18 protein-coding genes and 1 pseudogene are annotated in these 18,128 nt (G+C 72.1%); 11 read left to right on the forward strand and 8 right to left on the reverse strand.

Annotation, left to right across the window (positions count from 1 at the left end; genetic code table 11):
- Positions 1–340: 340 nt before the first annotated feature.
- Positions 341–1,288 (reverse strand): HAD family hydrolase, encoded by a 948-nt coding sequence (locus AC0VY3_RS02580; RefSeq protein ID WP_475548794.1) that lies wholly within the window; start codon positions 1,286–1,288, stop codon positions 341–343.
- A 135-nt stretch (positions 1,289–1,423) separates the two neighbouring features.
- On the opposite strand from AC0VY3_RS02580, the gene AC0VY3_RS02585 reads away from it, so the two are divergent.
- From AC0VY3_RS02585 to hemB, 6 genes are all read left to right on the forward strand, one after another.
- A complete protein-coding gene (locus AC0VY3_RS02585; protein WP_475548795.1) occupies positions 1,424–1,714 on the forward strand; it encodes a glutaredoxin family protein in 291 nt (96 codons plus the stop codon).
- Between the two features lie 257 nt (positions 1,715–1,971).
- Positions 1,972–2,733 carry a redox-sensing transcriptional repressor Rex gene (locus AC0VY3_RS02590; protein ID WP_003968336.1) on the forward strand — a complete coding sequence of 254 codons (762 nt, stop codon included), beginning with the start codon at positions 1,972–1,974 and terminating at the stop codon, positions 2,731–2,733.
- Positions 2,730–4,238 carry a glutamyl-tRNA reductase gene (locus tag AC0VY3_RS02595; RefSeq protein WP_103507735.1) on the forward strand — a complete coding sequence of 503 codons (1,509 nt, stop codon included), beginning with the start codon at positions 2,730–2,732 and terminating at the stop codon, positions 4,236–4,238. The genes AC0VY3_RS02590 and AC0VY3_RS02595 overlap by 4 nt, the downstream gene beginning before the upstream one ends.
- The gene (hemC, locus tag AC0VY3_RS02600; RefSeq protein WP_475548796.1) at positions 4,235–5,221 is read left to right on the forward strand and encodes a hydroxymethylbilane synthase; all 987 of its coding nucleotides are present in this window, start codon (positions 4,235–4,237) and stop codon (positions 5,219–5,221) included. The genes AC0VY3_RS02595 and hemC overlap by 4 nt, the downstream gene beginning before the upstream one ends.
- A complete protein-coding gene (locus AC0VY3_RS02605) occupies positions 5,218–6,888 on the forward strand; it encodes a bifunctional uroporphyrinogen-III C-methyltransferase/uroporphyrinogen-III synthase (RefSeq protein ID WP_103507737.1) in 1,671 nt (556 codons plus the stop codon). Before hemC ends, AC0VY3_RS02605 begins: the two co-directional genes overlap by 4 nt.
- Before the next feature lie 141 nt (positions 6,889–7,029).
- A complete protein-coding gene (gene hemB / locus AC0VY3_RS02610; protein WP_242735003.1) occupies positions 7,030–8,034 on the forward strand; it encodes a porphobilinogen synthase in 1,005 nt (334 codons plus the stop codon).
- 12 nt (positions 8,035–8,046) lie between these two features.
- Here hemB and AC0VY3_RS02615 read toward each other — a convergent pair whose 3' ends face one another.
- The 4 genes and pseudogenes from AC0VY3_RS02615 to AC0VY3_RS02630 all read right to left on the reverse strand — a co-directional run bounded on the left by AC0VY3_RS02615 (position 8,047) and on the right by AC0VY3_RS02630 (position 11,859).
- Entirely contained in the window at positions 8,047–8,535 is a 489-nt protein-coding gene (locus AC0VY3_RS02615) for a hypothetical protein (protein ID WP_475548797.1), read from the reverse strand.
- Between the two features lie 18 nt (positions 8,536–8,553).
- The gene (locus AC0VY3_RS02620; RefSeq protein ID WP_475548798.1) at positions 8,554–8,931 is read right to left on the reverse strand and encodes a hypothetical protein; all 378 of its coding nucleotides are present in this window, start codon (positions 8,929–8,931) and stop codon (positions 8,554–8,556) included.
- A gap of 45 nt (positions 8,932–8,976) precedes the next feature.
- Positions 8,977–11,011, reverse strand: a pseudogene (locus AC0VY3_RS02625) (hypothetical protein).
- The gene (locus tag AC0VY3_RS02630) at positions 10,990–11,859 is read right to left on the reverse strand and encodes a DUF4253 domain-containing protein (RefSeq protein ID WP_103507741.1); all 870 of its coding nucleotides are present in this window, start codon (positions 11,857–11,859) and stop codon (positions 10,990–10,992) included. Before AC0VY3_RS02630 ends, AC0VY3_RS02625 begins: the two are co-directional and overlap by 22 nt.
- Positions 11,860–12,013: 154 nt before the next feature.
- Between AC0VY3_RS02630 and AC0VY3_RS02635 the strand changes: the two genes are divergently transcribed.
- Together AC0VY3_RS02635 and AC0VY3_RS02640 are read left to right on the forward strand one after the other, a co-directional pair.
- Positions 12,014–12,745, forward strand: a complete 732-nt coding sequence (locus tag AC0VY3_RS02635) for a DNA alkylation repair protein (protein ID WP_475548799.1) — start codon at positions 12,014–12,016, stop codon at positions 12,743–12,745.
- Between the two features lie 66 nt (positions 12,746–12,811).
- Positions 12,812–13,378, forward strand: a complete 567-nt coding sequence (locus AC0VY3_RS02640; protein ID WP_475548800.1) for a dihydrofolate reductase family protein — start codon at positions 12,812–12,814, stop codon at positions 13,376–13,378.
- Positions 13,379–13,397: 19 nt separating this feature from the next.
- Here the strand turns inward: AC0VY3_RS02640 and AC0VY3_RS02645 are convergent, their stop codons facing one another.
- From AC0VY3_RS02645 to AC0VY3_RS02655, 3 genes are all read right to left on the reverse strand, one after another.
- Entirely contained in the window at positions 13,398–13,640 is a 243-nt protein-coding gene (locus AC0VY3_RS02645) for a DUF397 domain-containing protein (RefSeq protein WP_475548801.1), read from the reverse strand.
- 7 nt (positions 13,641–13,647) lie between these two features.
- Positions 13,648–13,935, reverse strand: coding sequence for a helix-turn-helix transcriptional regulator (locus AC0VY3_RS02650; protein ID WP_475548802.1), 288 nt, complete (start codon positions 13,933–13,935; stop codon positions 13,648–13,650).
- A gap of 130 nt (positions 13,936–14,065) precedes the next feature.
- Positions 14,066–14,761, reverse strand: a complete 696-nt coding sequence (locus tag AC0VY3_RS02655; protein ID WP_475548803.1) for a DUF4232 domain-containing protein — start codon at positions 14,759–14,761, stop codon at positions 14,066–14,068.
- A 195-nt stretch (positions 14,762–14,956) separates the two neighbouring features.
- On the opposite strand from AC0VY3_RS02655, the gene AC0VY3_RS02660 reads away from it, so the two are divergent.
- The 3 genes from AC0VY3_RS02660 to AC0VY3_RS02670 all read left to right on the forward strand — a co-directional run bounded on the left by AC0VY3_RS02660 (position 14,957) and on the right by AC0VY3_RS02670 (position 18,118).
- Positions 14,957–16,369 carry a helix-turn-helix domain-containing protein gene (locus tag AC0VY3_RS02660; RefSeq protein ID WP_475548804.1) on the forward strand — a complete coding sequence of 471 codons (1,413 nt, stop codon included), beginning with the start codon at positions 14,957–14,959 and terminating at the stop codon, positions 16,367–16,369.
- Between the two features lie 137 nt (positions 16,370–16,506).
- On the forward strand, positions 16,507–17,736 hold the full coding sequence (locus tag AC0VY3_RS02665) for a phospholipase D-like domain-containing protein (RefSeq protein ID WP_475548805.1): 1,230 nt from the start codon (positions 16,507–16,509) through the stop codon (positions 17,734–17,736).
- A gap of 25 nt (positions 17,737–17,761) precedes the next feature.
- A complete protein-coding gene (locus AC0VY3_RS02670; RefSeq protein ID WP_103507747.1) occupies positions 17,762–18,118 on the forward strand; it encodes an antibiotic biosynthesis monooxygenase family protein in 357 nt (118 codons plus the stop codon).
- Positions 18,119–18,128: the final 10 nt, after the last annotated feature.

An 18,128-nucleotide genomic window follows, 5' to 3' on the forward strand; every position in this document is an offset into this window, starting at 1 on the left:
GGTCTCCGTGATGCGTCTGAGGAGAATAACGCTTCGTGCAGGCAGCACTACACCCAGTTGTCTAAATCACCGGTTCCGTCGCTTCTGTTATCGCTAAGTGACGAATCAAGTAGCACTTGGTGACCGTTTATTGATCGGATTACTTCGTGATCTGTCTGCGGGGGCGACGGGTTGTGGCCGTGCGACGGCGATCCGGCAGGCCGGAGCGGGCGTCGGCCGGGGTGCCGGAGCGGCTCACGATCGGGCGCCCGGGTCCGGGCGTGGCCGCGCCCCGTGACCGGCCTGGGGGCACGGGGCGCGGAGTGCGCGGGGTGTGGAGCGTACGGAGGGCGGGTGCGGGTCAGCGGCGGCGGCGGTGCAGGGCGACGGCGGCGGCCGTGCCGCCCGCGAGCGCGCCGACCCCGGCGGCGGCCGGGATGCCGACCTTGGCCGCCTTGCGGCCGGTGCGGTAGTCGCGCAGCCGCCAGTCGCGGGCGCGGGCGTACTTGCGGAGCTTGGTGTCCGGGTTGATCGCGTACGGGTGGCCGACCAGCGAGAGCATCGGGATGTCGTTGTGCGAGTCGCTGTAGGCGGCGCAGCGGTCCAGGTCCAGGCCCTCGGCGGCGGCCAGGGCGCGGACGGCCTCGGCCTTGGCGGGGCCGTGCAGGGGTTCGCCGACCAGCCGGCCGGTGTAGACGCCGTCGACCGATTCGGCGACGGTGCCGAGCGCGCCGGTCAGGCCGAGGCGGCGGGCGATGATGGTGGCGGTCTCCACGGGTGCGGCGGTGACCAGCCAGACCTTCTGTCCGGCGTCCAGGTGGGCCTGGGCCAGGGCGCGGGTGCCGGGCCAGATGCGGTCGGCCATGTACTCGTCGTAGATCTCCTCGCCGATGGACATCAGCTCGGAGACGCGGTGGCCCTTGACGATGGACAGGGCGCTGTCGCGGGCGTCCTGCATGTGTTCGGGGTCCTCGACGCCGGCCAGCCGGAACCAGGCCTGCTGCCAGGCGAACCGGGTGAGTTCGCGGCGTTCGAAGAACTTCCGCTTGTAGAGGCCGCGGCCGAAGTGGAAGATCGCGGCGCCCTGCATCACGGTGTTGTCGAGGTCGAAGAAGGCGGCGGCGCGGTGGTCCCCGGCGACGGGGAACGCGGGCTCCTCGGGAGCTTCTTCGGAGGTTCCGGTCAGGAGGGCGGAGTCGTCGTCGGCGGCCGAGGTCTTGCGTGCGGCCTCGGCGGCGGCCTCGCCTGCCAGGACGCTCCGTGCGGTAGCGGAACGCCTACGGGGTGTGAGCCATCCAAGAGCGGCCATGCGGTGAGCATAGCCAGTCCGCCCGTACCTGCCCGACCTGCCGCGATGCGAGGGTGTGAACGCTTCGGGTCGGAACGGTGAATCGGGCGATTCCGGGCGGCCCGGGGCGGTGGCCCGCAGGCGCAGAATGAAGGCATGAGTCCTCTGCTGCGCCGTACGAAGAAGAAGCCCGCCGAGCGGGTGGTCACGCTGGTCGGGAAGCCCGGATGTCATCTGTGCGAGGACGCGCGGGCGGTGGTGAGCGCGGTCTGCGCGGAGACCGGTGCGTCGTGGGTGGAGAAGGACATCACCGAGGACGAGGAGCTGCACAAGGAGTACTGGGAGCAGATTCCGGTGGTGCTGATCGATGACGAACAGCACACGTTCTGGCGTGTGGACCCGGCGAGGCTGCGCAAGGCGCTGGGTGCGGACGCGAAACCCGGTTAACATTGCGGGCGTTTTGAGTGGCCTCGGGGGCTTGGCTGTGAGGAGTGTGTACCGCTTTGCCCCCTTCGAGGTTGCAACGGGCCGATGCGGTCCCCGGTTCCGGGATCGCGCGGGAAATACGCGTGACCCCGGTCACTTTGACCGGACAAAACGGACACCATCTTTGTGCACGCGTTCACAAAGGCATAGCCTGCATTCGACGGGGCGGTCTTGGGACATACGGCCGCCTGCAGCCCCGCTCATCCCGCAGGAGCACCGTGGCAACTGGCCGAACACACCGACCGGCGACCCGTAGCCGAGGAATTCCCGAGGCCACCGTCGCCCGACTTCCGTTGTATCTGCGCGCCCTGACCGCGCTCTCCGAGCGATCGGTCCCCACGGTCTCCTCCGAGGAGCTGGCCACGGCGGCCGGCGTCAACTCGGCGAAGCTGCGCAAGGACTTCAGCTACCTGGGGTCCTACGGCACCCGCGGTGTCGGATACGACGTCGAATATCTCGTCTACCAGATCTCGCGTGAGCTCGGGCTCACCCAGGACTGGCCGGTCGCGATCGTCGGTATCGGTAACCTCGGCGCGGCCCTCGCCAACTACGGCGGTTTCGCCTCCCGCGGCTTCCGGGTCGCGGCGCTGATCGACGCGGACCCCGCCATGGCCGGTACGCCGGTGGCCGGGATCGCCGTCCAGCACACGGACGACCTGGACCGGATCATCAGCGACAACGGTGTGTCCATCGGCGTGATCACCACCCCGCCCGGCGCGGCCCAGCAGGTCTGCGACCGGCTCGTCGCCGCCGGTGTGACCTCCATCCTGAACTTCGCGCCGACCGTGCTGTCGGTGCCCGAGGGTGTCGACGTACGCAAGGTCGACCTCTCCATCGAGCTCCAGATCCTCGCGTTCCACGAGCAGCGCAAGGCCGGCGAGGACTCCGCCGCCGAGGACGAGGGCGCGCCCCCGATGCGTGCCACGCCCGCCAGCCGGAAGGGACCCGACGGGGACATGCCCGCCGTGATGCCGGCATGAGCCTCCTCGTCGTCGGACTGAGCCACCGCAGCGCCCCCGTCTCCGTACTGGAGCGGGCCTCGCTCGCTGCCGAGACTCAGGCCAAGCTGCTCCAGGACACCCTCGCCGCGGAACCCGCGACCGAGGCCACCGTGCTGGCCACCTGCAACCGCATCGAGCTGTACGCCGACGTGGACAAGTTCCACGCGGGCGTCGCCGAGCTGTCCACCCTGCTCGCCCAGCACAGCGGCGTCGGGCTGGAGGAGCTCACTCCGTATCTCTATGTGCACTACGAGGACCGGGCCGTCCACCACCTCTTCTCGGTGGCCTGCGGGCTGGACTCGATGGTCGTCGGCGAGGGGCAGATCCTCGGCCAGATCAAGGACGCGCTCGCGCGCGGCCAGGAGCTGCACACCGCCGGCCGGCTGCTGAACGACCTCTTCCAGCAGGCCCTGCGGGTCGGCAAGCGCGCCCACAGCGAGACCGGCATCGACCGGGCCGGGCAGTCGCTCGTCACCTTCGGGCTCCAGCAGCTCGCCGCCGGCGCCGACCCCGAGCGCTGGGCCCGCGGCAAGCGCGCCCTGGTCATCGGCGCCGGATCGATGTCCTCGCTGGCCGCCGCGACCCTCGCCCGCACCGGCTGCGCCGAGGTCGTCGTCGCCAACCGGACCCGCTCCCGCGCGGACCGCCTGGTGGAGATCCTCCAGCAGGGCGACGACACGGAGGTGCGCGCGCACGCGGTCGAGATGTCCGCGGTCGGCGACGAACTGACACGTGCCGACATCGTCGTCTCCTGCACCGGTTCCACCGGCCTCGTGCTCACCGCCGACGCCCTCGCCGACGCCCTGGGCGTGACGCTGGACGCCGCGCCCGAGAAGCCCGCGGCCACCGTCACCCCGGCCCCGGCCGACGTCGACCAGCACGCCGCCTGGGTGGAGAACGGTTCCGCCACCTCCGCCGCGCACGCCGGTCCGGCGACCGCGCTGCGCCGGGTCACCGTGCCCGCCCAGTCCACCGGACCCGTCCGGCTCGCCCTGCTCGACCTCGCCATGCCGCGCGACATCGACGGCGCGGCCCACCGCATCGACGGTGTGCGCCTCGTCGACATCGAGTCGCTCGCGGAGGCGTCCGCCGACGCCCCGATGGCCGCCGATGTGGACCGGGTCCGCACCATCGTGTCCGACGAGGTGGCCGCCTTCGGCGCCGCCCAGCGCGCCGCGCACGTCGCCCCGACCGTGGTCGCCCTGCGCACCATGGCCGCCGACGTGGTCGCCGGCGAGATCGCCCGGCTGGACGGCCGCCTTCCCGACCTGGACGAGAAGCAGCGCGCCGAGATCACCCAGACGGTGCGCCGCGTCGTCGACAAACTCCTGCACGCGCCCACCGTGCGGGTCAAGCAGCTCGCCAGCGAGCCCGGCGGCGCCGGGTACGCGGACGCGCTGCGCGAACTCTTCGACCTCGACCCGCAGACGGTGGCCGCCGTCTCCCGGGCCGACCTGAACGACCCGAATAGAGGGCGGTCATGACCGACAACTCATCGCCGGACGCGCGAGGCGCCGCGCCGCTCCGGCTGGGCACCCGGCGCTCCAAGCTCGCCATGGCCCAGTCCGGACTCGTCGCCGAGGCGGTTCGCGAGGTGACCGGGCGCGCCGTCGAGCTCGTCGAGATCACCACGTACGGGGACACCTCCCGCGAGCACCTGGCGCAGATCGGCGGCACCGGCGTGTTCGTCGCGGCCCTGCGCGAGGCGCTGGCGCGCGGCGAGGTGGACTTCGCCGTCCACTCGCTCAAGGACCTGCCGACCAGCCAGCCCGACGACCTCGTGCTGGCGGCCGTGCCGCAGCGCGAGGACCCGCGCGACGCGCTGGTCGCCCGGGACGGGCTGAGCTTCGAGCAGCTGCCCGACGGCGCTCGCATCGGCACCGGTTCGCCGCGCCGCATGGCGCAGCTCAACGCGTACGCCCGTTCCCGCGGTCTGCGGATCGAGACCGTCCCCATCCGGGGCAACGTCGACACGCGGATCGGGTTCGTGCGTGACGGGAAGCTCGACGCGGTGGTTCTCGCCGCCGCCGGGCTCAGCCGTCTCGGCCGGAGCGGTGAGGTGACCGACTTCCTGCCGGTCGACACCGTCCTGCCCGCTCCCGGCCAGGGAGCACTGGCGATCGAGTGCGCCGCGTCCAGCGCCGACCTCGCCGCCGCGCTCGCCGAGCTCGACGACCCGTACACCCGGGTCGCCGTGACCGCCGAGCGTGCCCTGCTCGCCGCCCTGGAGGCCGGCTGCTCCGCACCTGTGGGTGCGCTGGCCGACCTCCTGGTCGACGGACAGGTTGTCAACGAACTGCGCCTGCGCGGAGTCGTCGGTACCACCGACGGTTCCTCGCTCGTACAGCTGTCCACCACCGGTCCCGTCCCCACGTCGCACGACGACGCGGCGGCCCTCGGTCGCGAACTCGCGGCCGAGATGCTCGCCAAGGGTGCGGCCGGTCTTATGGGGGAGCGAGCACTTTGAGCCCCACCGGCCCCGCCGCATCCGACTTTCCTGCCCTGTCCGCCCAAGGTCAGGTCACCTTTCTCGGCGCCGGTCCCGGCGACCCGGGACTGCTGACCCTGCGCGCCGTCGAGGCGCTGGCGAGCGCGGACGTCCTTGTCGCCGAGCCCGAGGTGCTCGACGTCGTTCGCAGCCATGCGCGAGCAGGCGTGAGCACGCCTGAGCTGACGGTTGTTGACGTCTCGTCAACAGCCGCCGGTGTACCCGTTCTCAGGGATGCGGCCAATCTTGTCATGGAGGCCGCGAAGGGCGGCAGGCGGGTGGTCCGTGCTGTCGCGGGCGACCCGGGCCTGGACGGGGACGCGGGGGCGGAAATGCTCGCCTGCGCCGCCGCCGGGGTGCCCTTCGAGGTCGTCCCGGGCATCGCGAACGCCGTCGGCGTGCCCGCGTACGCCGGTGTGCCGCTGCGTGACGCGCAGGGCGCGGACGTCCGCTTCGTCGACGCCCGTACGGCCTCCGACCGGTGCTGGGGCGAGGTCGGCGCGAGCGACGCGACCGCCGTCGTCTCCACCACGCTGGACGCGGTCGCGGCCGCCGCCGGTGAGCTGGTCTCGGCGGGCCGCAAGCCCGACACCCCGCTCACCGTGACGATCGCGGGCACCACCACCCGCCAGCGCACCTGGACGGCGACCCTCGGGACGATCGCCCAGACCCTCAAGCAGGCCAAGGTGCTGCCCTCGCCCGAGGGCCACCGGCCGGTCATAGCCGTGGTCGGAGAGCGCAGCTCCGCCGCCCAGCGCGACCAGCTCGCGTGGTTCGAGTCCAAGCCGCTGTTCGGCTGGAGGGTGCTCGTCCCGCGCACGAAGGAGCAGGCCGCGTCGCTCTCCGACCAGCTGCGTTCCTACGGCGCGGTGCCGCACGAGGTCCCGACGATCGCCGTCGAACCGCCGCGCACGCCCCAGCAGATGGAGCGCGCGGTCAAGGGCCTGGTCACCGGCCGCTACGAGTGGATCGCCTTCACCAGCGTGAACGCCGTCAAGGCGGTCCGGGAGAAGTTCGAGGAGTACGGTCTCGACGCCCGCGCCTTCGCCGGGATCAAGGTCGCCGCGGTCGGCGAGCAGACCGCCGCCGCGCTGATCGACTTCGGCGTCAAGCCGGATCTGGTGCCCTCCGGCGAGCAGTCCGCCGCCGGGCTGCTGGAGGACTGGCCGCCCTACGACCCGGTCTTCGACCCGATCGACCGGGTGTTCCTGCCGCGCGCCGACATCGCCACCGAGACCCTGGTGGCCGGGCTGATCGAGCTGGGCTGGGAGGTCGACGACGTCACCGCGTACCGCACGGTCCGCGCCTCGCCGCCGCCGGCCGACACCCGCGAGGCGATCAAGGGCGGCGGCTTCGACGCGGTCCTGTTCACCTCGTCCTCGACGGTGCGCAACCTGGTCGGCATCGCGGGCAAGCCGCACAACGTGACCGTGATCGCGTGTATCGGCCCGGCCACCGCGAAGACCGCCGAGGAGCACGGTCTGCGGGTGGACGTGCTGTCCCCGGAGCCGTCGGTGCACAAGCTCGCCGAGGCGCTCGCCGCCTTCGGCGCGCAGCGCCGGGACGCGGCGAAGGAGGCCGGCGACCCGGTGACCCGGCCGAGCGAGCGGCGCCCGGGTGCGCGCCGGCGTCGGACGACGACGTAGCAGTTACGAGGGTGAGCGGGCCCGGTCGCTTCGGCGGCCGGGCCCGCCGTCCTTTCCGGGCCGGCGCCTGGGCCTGTCAGGGGGCCTTTCCCGGCGTCGGTGTCGGTAAGACCGTGCGGCGTACGGGTCTATCGTCGAAGGATGACTGCGTACGGAAACTTCCCCGGCTCCCGCCCACGGCGGCTGCGGACGACCCCGGCGATGCGGCGGATGGTCGCCGAGACACGGCTCGACCCCGCGAACCTGATCCTGCCCGCGTTCGTCCGCGAGGGCATCGACGCCCCGGTGGCCATCTCGGCCATGCCCGGCGTGCACCAGCACACCCTGGACACCCTGCGGAAGGCGGCCGTCGAGGCGGTCTCGGCCGGGGTCTCGGGGATCATGCTCTTCGGGGTGCCGGAGGACGCGAAGAAGGACGCCCGGGGCACGGTGGGCACCGACCCGGACGGCATCCTCCAGGTCGCCCTGCGCGCGGTCCGCGAGGAGGTCGGCGACGACCTCGTCGTGATGTCGGACCTGTGCCTGGACGAGTTCACCGACCACGGCCACTGCGGTGTCCTGACGGCGGACGGCCGGGTGGACAACGACGCGACGCTGGAGCGGTACGCGGAGATGGCCCAGGTCCAGGCGGACGCCGGGGCCCATGTGGTGGGCCCCAGCGGGATGATGGACGGTCAGGTCGGCGTGATCCGGGACGCCCTGGACCAGACCGGCCACGAGGACGTGTCGATCCTCGCCTACACCGTGAAGTACAGCTCCGCCTTCTACGGCCCCTTCCGCGAGGCCGTCGGCTCCTCGCTCACCGGCGACCGCAAGACCTACCAGCAGGACCCGGCCAACGCCCGCGAGTCGCTGCGGGAGCTGGCGCTGGACCTGGCGGAGGGCGCGGACATGGTGATGGTGAAGCCCGCCGGACCGTATCTGGACATCCTCGCCAAGGTCGCGGAGTCCGTGGACGTGCCGGTCGCGGCGTACCAGATCAGCGGTGAGTACGCGATGATCGAGGCCGCCGCCGAGAAGGGCTGGATCGACCGCGACAAGGCGATCCTGGAGAGCCTGACCGGGATCCGGCGGGCCGGGGCGCAGATGATCCTCACCTACTGGGCGACCGAGGCCGCCCAGTGGCTCGGACACGACGGGGGCTGAGCCCCCGCGTGATCACGGCCCACCCGCTCCGGTCTCCTGGAGCCGGTGGGCCTCCTCGATGGAGAAGCGGGCGCTGTCCCGGACGAGCGGGTCCTGGTCGGCCCGTGCGGTGGTGTCGAGGACCGTGGCGACGATCGGGTCGTCGGTGTAGGGCGCCAGCGACATCGCCGCGTACTGGCGGACCAGGTCCTCCTCCGGGTCGCGCAGCGCGGTGAGCAGGGCGCGGCCCGCCTCGTGGCGCAGGACGGGGTCGGCCGGGGGCCACAGGCGCAGGACGGTGGCGCTCTCGACCCGGGCGAGGTCGTATTCGCCCGGGTCCGCGACGACCGAGACGAGGAACGGCAGCGCCTGGGCGTTGGCGTCCAGCTCGGTGATGATCTCGCGCTTGCGGTCGCTGCCCGGCGGCAGCGCGCGGAACTCGGCTATCAGGCGTTCGGCGACTTCCGCCGCTTCCGTCGCGGAGGCGGCTTCCGTCGTGGTCGGGACGTTCGTGTCGTTCATGGGGGTGGACACTTTCTGTCAGGGCCAGTCGACCAGTGCCATGAATGCTACGAAAGCGACCCCCACGGTGGCGGGTGCGGCGAGTGCCAGGCTCACGCGCCGGGCCGCGTGGCGGAGCCGGTGCGGGAGGGCCCAGCTCGCGATCAGCACGATCAGGGCGATGAGCAGGCCGATCCACAGGACGGTCCACCCGACCGTCCAGCTGTCGTGGAAGCGGTCGGCCACCTCGCCGTTGCAGGAGTCGCACTCCATGGGCGAGAGCGCCCCGTAAAGCAGGGCGAGCAGCCCCAGCGGCACGGTGACGACCGTGGAGATCAGCGGGGCGATCCAGGCGCGGGGGTCGGATGTCTCGTCGGCGGAGGGTGCGGGGGCGGTCCCGGGCCCCTCGTCGCTCATGTCTCCGAGTGAACCGCGTGGGGCCGCCCGCATGAGTACGAGGGCTCAGCCGCCGGCGGTCCGGTCGGCGCGGGCCTCCAGCCAGGCGCGTGCCGTGTTCACCTCGCCTTCCGTGAGGGCCGGGCGCACCTGGTCCGGGTAGCGCGTGACGTAGTGCTCGCGGGCCGCCTTCAGCCCGATCGCGCGGGCATCGGCGGTCAGGCGCCGGTCGTCCGCCACTTCCTGGGCGCGCCGCAACCAGCTGTGGCTGCGCGGGTCGATCGCGTAGTGCCACAGCGGCTGGGCGGGGTCGGCGACCCCGATCAGGACGCGCTCCAGGACGTATGCGCGGACGCCCGGTTCCGCGATCAGCTTCTCCGCGACGTGCAGCGGGTGGACGCCGTCGAGGCGGGCGCGGAGCAGCACCCAGGTCATCAGGTGCCCGGTGTCGTGTCCGCCGGAGACGATGAACTCCCACAGTTCGGCGGCCTTCGCCTCGTCGGGGGCGCCGAGGTGGGTGAGCAGCCGGACCGGGCCCTTCCAGAGCGGCTTGGGCTTCGCCCACCAGGCCGCCAGTGCTTCGGCGGCCGGGTGACCCAGGTCCTGGGCGAGGCAGGTCAGGGTGACCAGCGGGTGGCGCCACTCGGTGTACGTGGTGCGGTACTGCTTGGTCAGCTCCTTCTTCCAGCGGGGGAGGAGCGCCTGCAGTTCCGTCTCCGTGGCCTCGCCGTGGGCGTAGAGCAACTCCAGGCAGAACGCGATGCCCTGGACTCCGGTGGACGGGTCGGCGAGCCGGTCGCGGAGCCACTGGACGTCGGACGGGGTGAGGGTGCGGTAGTGGTGCCAGATGTCGCCGAGGCTGCCCTCGTAGCCGGTGAGGTCGGGGCCGGTGCCGGCGAGCAGGTCGTCGCGGACGGTCTCGTACCGCTCCACGGCGGCCAGCGCATCGGCCGCTTCGGCGGCGTCGGTGAGGCGGCCGGCCGCTTCGCGCACACGGCCGGCCGTGTCGGCGGCGGCCTTCGCGGCGGCGACCCGCAGCGGGCGCGGCAGCCGGTCGTCCGTGGCGAACCGGACGGTGGCGAGGAGGAGCGGGAAGAACGCGTCGGCGGCGAGGGGGCGGGTGCCGGGCTCGTCCGTGACGGCTTCCCGCAGCGCGTGGAGGAGGCTTGTCTGCGCGGTCTCGGGCGCGGTGTGGGCCGTCAGCTCCTCGGAGAGCGCGGCGGCGGCGCGCACCGGGTCCGGTTCGCGCAGGGCGTGGTGGGCGCGGAACCAGCCGCGTACGGCACCGTCGTCACCGGTCAGCGCCCACGCACGGAGCAGCTCCAGCGAGTGCGGGGACGGATGCGCGGCGAGGGCGTGGGACGCGTCGGCTCCCAGCTCGGCGGCCACTTCCCAGGCCTCCGGGTGCTCCTGGCGCAGCAGCGCGAGGAGCACGGAACGCCAGCCGCGCCAGGCCGTGAGCCGTCCGGCGTACGTCTCCCGCCAGGCGGACAGCAGCCGGGCCGTCTCGTCCGGGGTCAGCGCCCGCCGGCGTTCCAGCGGGCCGGCGAAGCGGTCGGCGGCGGCCAGGTCCACGGGGCCCGCCAGCCGGTCGTGGAGCCAGCGTTCCTCGGCGGCGGTCAGCGGGTCGTACTCCCGCGCGCGGGTCTTCCGGCTGCGGGGCTCGTCGACGCGGGCGAGGAACTGGCGTACGCCCGCGGTGTCTTCGGGGTCGGGCAGCCCGTCGGCGTCCGTCGCCGTGACCTTGTCCAGCTGAAAGGCCCCCTGCGGACCGCCGTTGACGATCCGGTAGCCGGGCGGGCCATCCCCGAGACCGGCGGCGACCGTGGCGTGGTCGCCGCCCCAGTGCAGGTGGAGCACGCCGGTCAGTTCGCCGGAGCGGGCGAAGGCGTCGTGGGACTGCCAGTGCCAGTAGGCGAAGGAGGTGTCGGTGGCGATGCCCCGGGTCGCGAACATCTCCGCCGCGTCCTCGTGGCCGTCGGACTGGGTGTAGCGGCCACGGGTGGGGGGGAGGCAGGACGGCGAAGCGGTCTCCGCCGAGCGTGCGCCACCAGGTCGTGATCCTGCTGAGGTCCGTTCTCAGTCCCACCAGAAGGACCACGCTTCCTGGTTGAGTACGGCCTTTTCGGCGTAGACGTCGAGGTCGTACGGCGGGGACTGGTCGATGTTGTCCGGGCAGAACGCGTAGTGCTCGGCGGCCAGGGCGCGGGCCTCCTCGATCGTGGCGGGCGGCCGGCCCACGGAGACGATCATCGTGTCGAAGCCGAGCACCACGACCCGGGCGTCGTAGCGGTCCTCCCAGGAGCGGAGCACCGCGCAGAGCCGGGCCACGTCGTTCTCGTGGTTCATCGGGCCCGACCAGCCGATCGCCGCCGGTATGTCGGCGCTGCGGCGGGCCGGGACGAGGGCGATCCTGGCCCCGCCGAGCCAGTCGTCCGCATCGGCGGTGATCACGCCCACGAGCCCCGCGGCCACCGCGTCCGGGTCCTCGGGGGCCTCCCGGGCGGGGACGGGCGCGAGGCCGGGCCAGGAGCCCGCACCGCCGGACCGCTCACCGCCCTCCTCGTCCTGCTCGCTCGCCTTGCCGGTCCCGCAGGGTTCGTCGGCCGCCGTGCCGTCGCCCAGCTCGTCGTCCGCGTAGTCCGTCCAGTAGCCCGCGAGGACCTCGTCGGCGTCGTGGTCGCCGGGATACGAGGTGCCGTCCGGGCAGAGGTCCCAGTCCTCGGGCCACTGGTCGCGCGAGCCGCCGGTGACCAGCACCGGCAGCAGCCCGAGCCGCCGTCCGTCCGCCCGCAGGGCCGACCAGCCGCGCAGGTCCGCCGGGCCGTCCGCGTACCAGAGCAGCGGCTCGTGCCCGGGGCCGTCCAGCGTGGCGTCCACCAGGGAGCCGGGCGGGAGATCCAGGCCTGAGGAGGCCAGGGAGGGCAGAGGATTCGGGAGCGTCGCCATGGTGGTGACTCTAGGCCGGGGCACTGACAACGGGCACGGACAGCGGGTGCCGACCGGATGCCGCACGGGTACCGAGCGGGAGCGGGCGGCCTCCGTCGGTCATAGGCTGAAAACTGCCGTGCGACGCGACCACGGCCACGGGAAGGAGACCGCGATGACAGCGGGGACCGCGAAGTCCGGTACGGCCGGGAAGTCAGGTACGGCCAGGACGACTGCGGCGCAGGTCATGGAGGAGCTGGCCGGGCTGGAGGACCCGAAGGCGCGCGCGGTCAACGAGCGGCACGGCGACGACCACGGCGTGAACCTCGGCAAGCTGCGCGCGCTGGCCAAGCGGCTCAAGACGCAGCAGGACCTCGCCCGCGACCTCTGGGCCACCGACGACACCGCGGCCCGGCTGCTGGCGATCCTGATCTGCCGCCCGAAGGCCTTCGGACGCGAGGAGCTGGACGCCGTGCTGCGTGAGGCGCGCGCCCCCAAGGTGCACGACTGGCTGGTCAACTACGTCGTGAAGAAGAGCCCGCACGCCGAGGAACTGCGCCTCGCCTGGACCGAGGACCCCGACCCCGTGGTCGCGAGCGCCGGGTGGGCGCTGACCACCGAGCGGGTGGCGAAGAAGCCCGAAGGGCTGGACCTCGCCGGGCTGCTGGACACCGTCGAGGCGGAGATGAAGGACGCCCCGGACCGGCTCCAGTGGGCGATGAACCACTGCCTGGCACAGATCGGCATCCAGCACCCCGGACACCGCGCCCGTGCCATCGCCGTCGGTGAGCGTCTGGAGGTCCTCAAGGACTACCCGACCCCGCCGAACTGCACGTCCCCGTACGCGCCCGCCTGGATCGCCGAGATGGTGCGACGCCAGGAAGAAGCCACTTCGCGAGCCACCTGACGACCACCCCGCGAGTCACCCAACGAGCCACCTGACGAGTCACCTAACGAACCCCCAGGAGTTCCCGTGAACAGGATCGTCACGTCCATCTCGCTCTCCCTCGACGGCTTCTTCGAAGGGCCCGACCAGGACATCGACTGGCACACGGTCGACGAGGAGGTGCACCAGCACTTCAACGACTACTTCCGGACCATGGGCGGGTTCGTGGAAGGACGTGTCACCTACGAGCTGATGGAGGAGTTCTGGCCGACCGCCGATCAGGACCCGCACAACGAGGGCCCGATGGCCGAATTCGCGGGCATCTGGCGGGACATGCCGAAGTTCGTCTTCTCGCGGACGCTGGAGAGCGTGGGGCCGAACGCGACCCTGCTGCACGAGGTCGACCCCGAGCAGGTGCGCGGCCTGCGGGACGCCGCCTCGGGGGATCTGGCGGTCGGCGGGGCGGATCTGCTGGAGTCGTTCCGGCAGGCCGATCTGATCGACGAGTACCGGATCTACATCCACCCCGTCATCCTCGGCCGGGGCCGCCGCTTCTTCCGGGACACCGAGGACCGGCAGAGGCTCCGGCTGCTGGAGACCCGGACCTTCGGGAACGGGGTGGCGATGCTCCGTTACGAGACGGTCCGGGCATGAGGCTTACGGTGATGAGGGGTCAGGCGGTGGCCGCGTAGACGGCGAACGCCGACCGGGCGGAGGGCGCGACGGTGAACGTCGGGCCCTCGATGTCCTTCGAGTCACGGACGTGGACGGCGGCGGGGTGCGCGGCGATCTCGACGCACTGCCCGCCCTGATCGGAGCTGTAGCTCGACTTCCGCCAGTCGTACGCGACTTCGAGGCACGCGCCGCCTTCGTCGCCGCTGTAGCTCGACTTGAACCAGTTCAGTCCGGTGCTCATGTCTCTCTCAGTAAACGGGCCAGCAGCGCAGGGCCTCAAGAGAGATCTGGCGGAGACGATCGACGATCTGCTGGACACCAAGGGCGCGTTGGCGACGGCGGTCGACAACATGCCGGAATACCGGCACGAGCGAGCGTCTGCCCTGCTCGATGGAGGCGATCGTGTCCTCCTGTACGCCTGCCGCCAGGGCCAGTTCGACCTGGGTCATGCCCGCCTCGGCGCGGAACCGGGCCAGGAGCTTGCCCACGAGCTTCATCGTCGACGCGTTTTTACGCTGCCGCTTTCTGGGGTGCATGCGGTTCCCCCTCCCACCCCGGAACCCGCTTCACGCATGCGCGACCCGTACAACACATCTGTACGGGTCGCGCATGGTCACGGCACGTCAGGCGGTGGCCCGAGGTGTTCCCGAGAGGGTGCTCCGCGGCTCAGAACATCAACGCGGTCTCGACGTCCGACTGCCAGTAGGTGACGAAGCCCAGGCTGTCCGTGTACGTCTCCGCCGGGAGCTTCAGCGTGGCCTCGCCCTTGGCCTTGTTGTTCTTGTCGACCATGATCACGCCGAGGCTGTCGCTCTTGACCGGCTCGCCCTCGCCGGGCTGGCCGAGCAGGCCGATGCCCGCGTACGCCTTCTCGCCCGGAGAGAGCACGACGACGGCCTGCGGCTTGCTGTCGTCGAGGATCGGGTACACCGCCTGCGCGTCGTCGAAGCGGAGGAACGGCGCGTGGTACGCGGCGCAGTCCTTGGAGCCGGTGTTGGTCACCGTGAGCAGCAGGTGGTTGATCGGGCGGCTCACCTTGGAGACCGTGACCGTGGAGTTCGTGGGCGTGCAGGCCGGGATCGAGGCCGCCGCCTCCGCGTTCGGCGCGGCCTCCGGCTTCTTGGCGTTGCCCCCGGCGTGCTTGCCCCCGGCGGGGACGGTCTGCGTCTCCGGTGCGCCGGCCTCCGGCGCGTCCTGCTGTGCCTCGCCGTCGGTGCCCGACGCCGCGGGGGCGGCCGTCTCGGCGGTGCCGGCCGGCTTGGTGCCCATGGCCTTGTCCTCGCCGCCGCAGGCGGTGAGCGAGAGGGCGGCCGCGAGGGCGGTGGCGGCGATGGCGGTGGTGCGGATGCGGTTGATGCGCATGTCGTTGGTACTCCCCGTACTCGGTTGATCTGCGGTGCTGCTGTGGTCTGGTCCGAGCTTGCGGGGTGGCGGATTCCGGCCGCAACGCCCGCAGAACCATTGGGGATGCTGGAACGTCTACGCGTACGGTGACCTGCGGGAATTCCGCGTCCCTGGAACGTCGTTCCGGGACGCACGAGGAAGGGGAACGCCGTCGTGGCGACGCCGGAGGCCGAGCATTTCGCGGCCCTGCTGAAGGAACTGAAGGACCGTTCGGGGCGTAGCTACGGGGTGCTGGCCGGGAGACTGCACGTCAGTACGTCGACGCTCCACCGGTACTGCAACGGTGACGCGGTGCCGAACGAGTTCACTCCGGTGGAGCGGTTCGCGCGGCTGTGCGGGGCGAGCGGCGACGAGCTGGTGGAGGTGCACCGGCGGTGGATCGTGGCGGACGCGGCCCGGCGGCGGCCTCCGGCGGGGGCCGCCGCGCCTGCCGTTGCCCCTTCCGCCGCTCCTGCCGCCGCTCCTGATGCGGTGCCGGAGGCGGTTGAGGCGGCTGAGACGGTCGAGACGGTTGAGGCGAGTAGGGCACCGGAGCCGCCCGAGGTGGCCGATGCGTCTGAGCTGTCCGTCACGTCAGGTGGTGCCGGCGGTGACGATCGGCCGGGCCCCGGCTCCCGGTGGTCCCGGCTCTCCCGGCGTACGCGGGTGCTCATCGCCGCCGCCGGGGTCGCCGCGCTCCTCGTGCCCGGCACCGTCGTCGCCGTGGATCTCGTCGGAGCGGGGAAGGAGGGCGGCGGGAGCGCCGCCGACCGGGTGGAGGACGCGGGCGGGGACCTCGCGGCGGCCCCGGAAGGCTCCGCTTCGGGTACGCCCCGGCCCTCCGCGAGCCCGAGCCCGTCCGGTTCTTCGGCGAGCGCCTCCGGGTCCCCGTCCGGGAAGCCCTCGGCGGGCAGCGGCTCCGGGCCCGGTCAGTCCCGGAGCGGGGGCGGCGGTACGGGCCTCGGGGCTCCGCCGACCGTCACCATCACCTCGTACAACTGGGAAGAACCCTGCGGGCAGCACTATCTGGTCAACCAGGGCCCCGACAAGCTCGATCCGCCGCCCGCACCGCAGGACCGGCGCGGCTGGGCGGAGTCGTACGGCGGGGTCGAGGCGGGGAACACGCTGCTCCAGCTCACCGTGCAGGGCACCTCGCGCGAGGCGGTCGTCCTCAAGGGCATGAACGTCCGCGTGCTCTCCCGTAACGCTCCGCTGCCCTGGTCGGCGTACAAGATGGGCAACGGCTGCGGCAGCGGGATCACGCCGCAGACCTTCGCGGCCCACCTCGATGCCGGTCACCCCACCCTCCGGCCGGTGCCGGGGAGGCAGGGGGACGTCGAGGTGCCGGCCGTGGACTTCCCGTACAAGGTGACGTCCGAGGACGTGGAGGTCTTCAACCTCGATATGGAGGCCGTGAACTACGACGTCACCTGGTTCCTGGAGCTGGAGTGGAGCAGTGGCGGGAACGAGGGGACGCTGCGGGTCGACGACCACGGGAAGCCGTTCCGTCTGAGCGGGATGAAGGGGCGGCCGGAGTATGTGTACGGCGGCCCCGGTTACGGCTGGGAGCCCGCCGGGCAGCCGTGAGGGCGCCCCCGCATCCGTCTCCCGGCCGGGAGCGGCCGTACACGCGTACGGAACTCGGGAGTACAGTCTGCGAGGCCCTGGCAGCCCGCCGCGCGACGACTGGCTGCCGCCCCGCTCCCGTCCCCACCAGGTGACACATGTCCGCCACTCCTGCCGAAGCCACCGACCGACCGGCCCCGGACGACCGGCCGGCCCTGGACGACCGCACCTGCGAGGAGCGGTCCCTGCGGCTCAGACGCAGACTGGAGCGGCTGATCGGCATCGCCGCCACCGAGGGGAACGCCCTCGTTCCGCTCCGTAACGGCGACGCGATCTTCGGCGCGATGCTGGAGGCGATCCGGGGCGCGGAGCACACCGTCGACCTGATGACGTTCGTGTACTGGCGGGGGGACATCGCTCTCCGGTTCGCCGAGGCGCTGGCCGACCGCGCCCGTGCCGGGGTCCGGGTGCGGCTCATGCTCGACGGGTTCGGGTCGCGGCTCATCGAGCAGGATCAACTGGACCTGATGGACGCGGCCGGGGTCACCGTCACCTGGTTCCGCAAGCCCCTCTACCTCTCGCCGCTCAAGCAGAACCACCGCTGCCACCGCAAGGTCCTCGTCGTGGACGAGCGCACCGCGTTCACCGGCGGCGTCGGGATAGCCGAGGAATGGTGCGGCGACGCCCGCAACGAGCACGAATGGCGTGACACCCACGTCCAGGTCACCGGGCCCGCCGTCGACGGCCTGGCCGCCGCGTTCGCCCAGAACTGGGCCGAGTGCCACGACGAGCTGTTCGACGAGCGCGACCGGTTCATCACCGAGGAGCACCACGGAGACGCCGTCGTCCAGGTGGTGCGCGGTTCGGCCTCCTTCGGCTGGCAGGACATGCAGACCCTGATCCGGGTCGTCCTGGAGTCCGCCGAGGAACGTGTCCGCCTCACCACCGCCTACTTCGCCCCCGACGCCTACTTCACCGGGCTGCTCTGCGCCGCTGCCCGGCGCGGGGTGGAGGTCGAGATCCTTTTGCCGGGCCCGTACACCGACAAGCGGGTCTGCCAGCTCGCCGGGCAGCGCTTCTACGAGGAACTGACCGGCTGCGGTGTGAAGATCCACCAGTACCAGCCGACGATGCTGCACACCAAGACCCTCACCGTCGACCGGGTCGCCTCGCTCATCGGCTCCACCAACTTCAACCGGCGCTCCCTCGACCACGACGAGGAAGTCATGCTCGCCGTCCTCGACCGGGACTTCACCGCCACGCTCGACGGCCACTTCGAGGAGGACCGGGCGAAGAGCGTGCTGATCGAGCACGGCCGGTGGAAGCGCCGCGACCTCCTCCAGCGGGCCCGGGAGAAGGCCGTCGCACCGATCCGCCGCTTCCTCTGAGCCGACGGCTTCCTAGGGTTGCCGCATGACCACAGAGAACGGCTTGACCGCCGGCACTCCGGATTCGTCCGTCACCTTCATCAACGTCTTCGAGGTCGCCGCCGACGAACTCGACGCGTTCGTCGAGAAGTGGGAGGAGCGGGCCCGCCTCATGCGGGACAAGCCGGGCTTCATCGACTCCCGCATGCACCGGGCCCGCTCGTCCGACGCCCGCTTCCAGCTCGTCAACGTCTCCCACTGGGCGAGCCAGGAGGCGTGGGAGGCCGCCACCGCCGACCCCGGCTTCGCCTCCCTGACCCGGGCCGCGCGCGAGGAGACGAAGCAGCCGGTCACCCCGAACCCGGCCGTCTACGACGTCGTCGTGGAACTCACCGCGCCCTGACCCGGCCCCT

The organism is Streptomyces sp. iso_384, assembly GCF_056172905.1.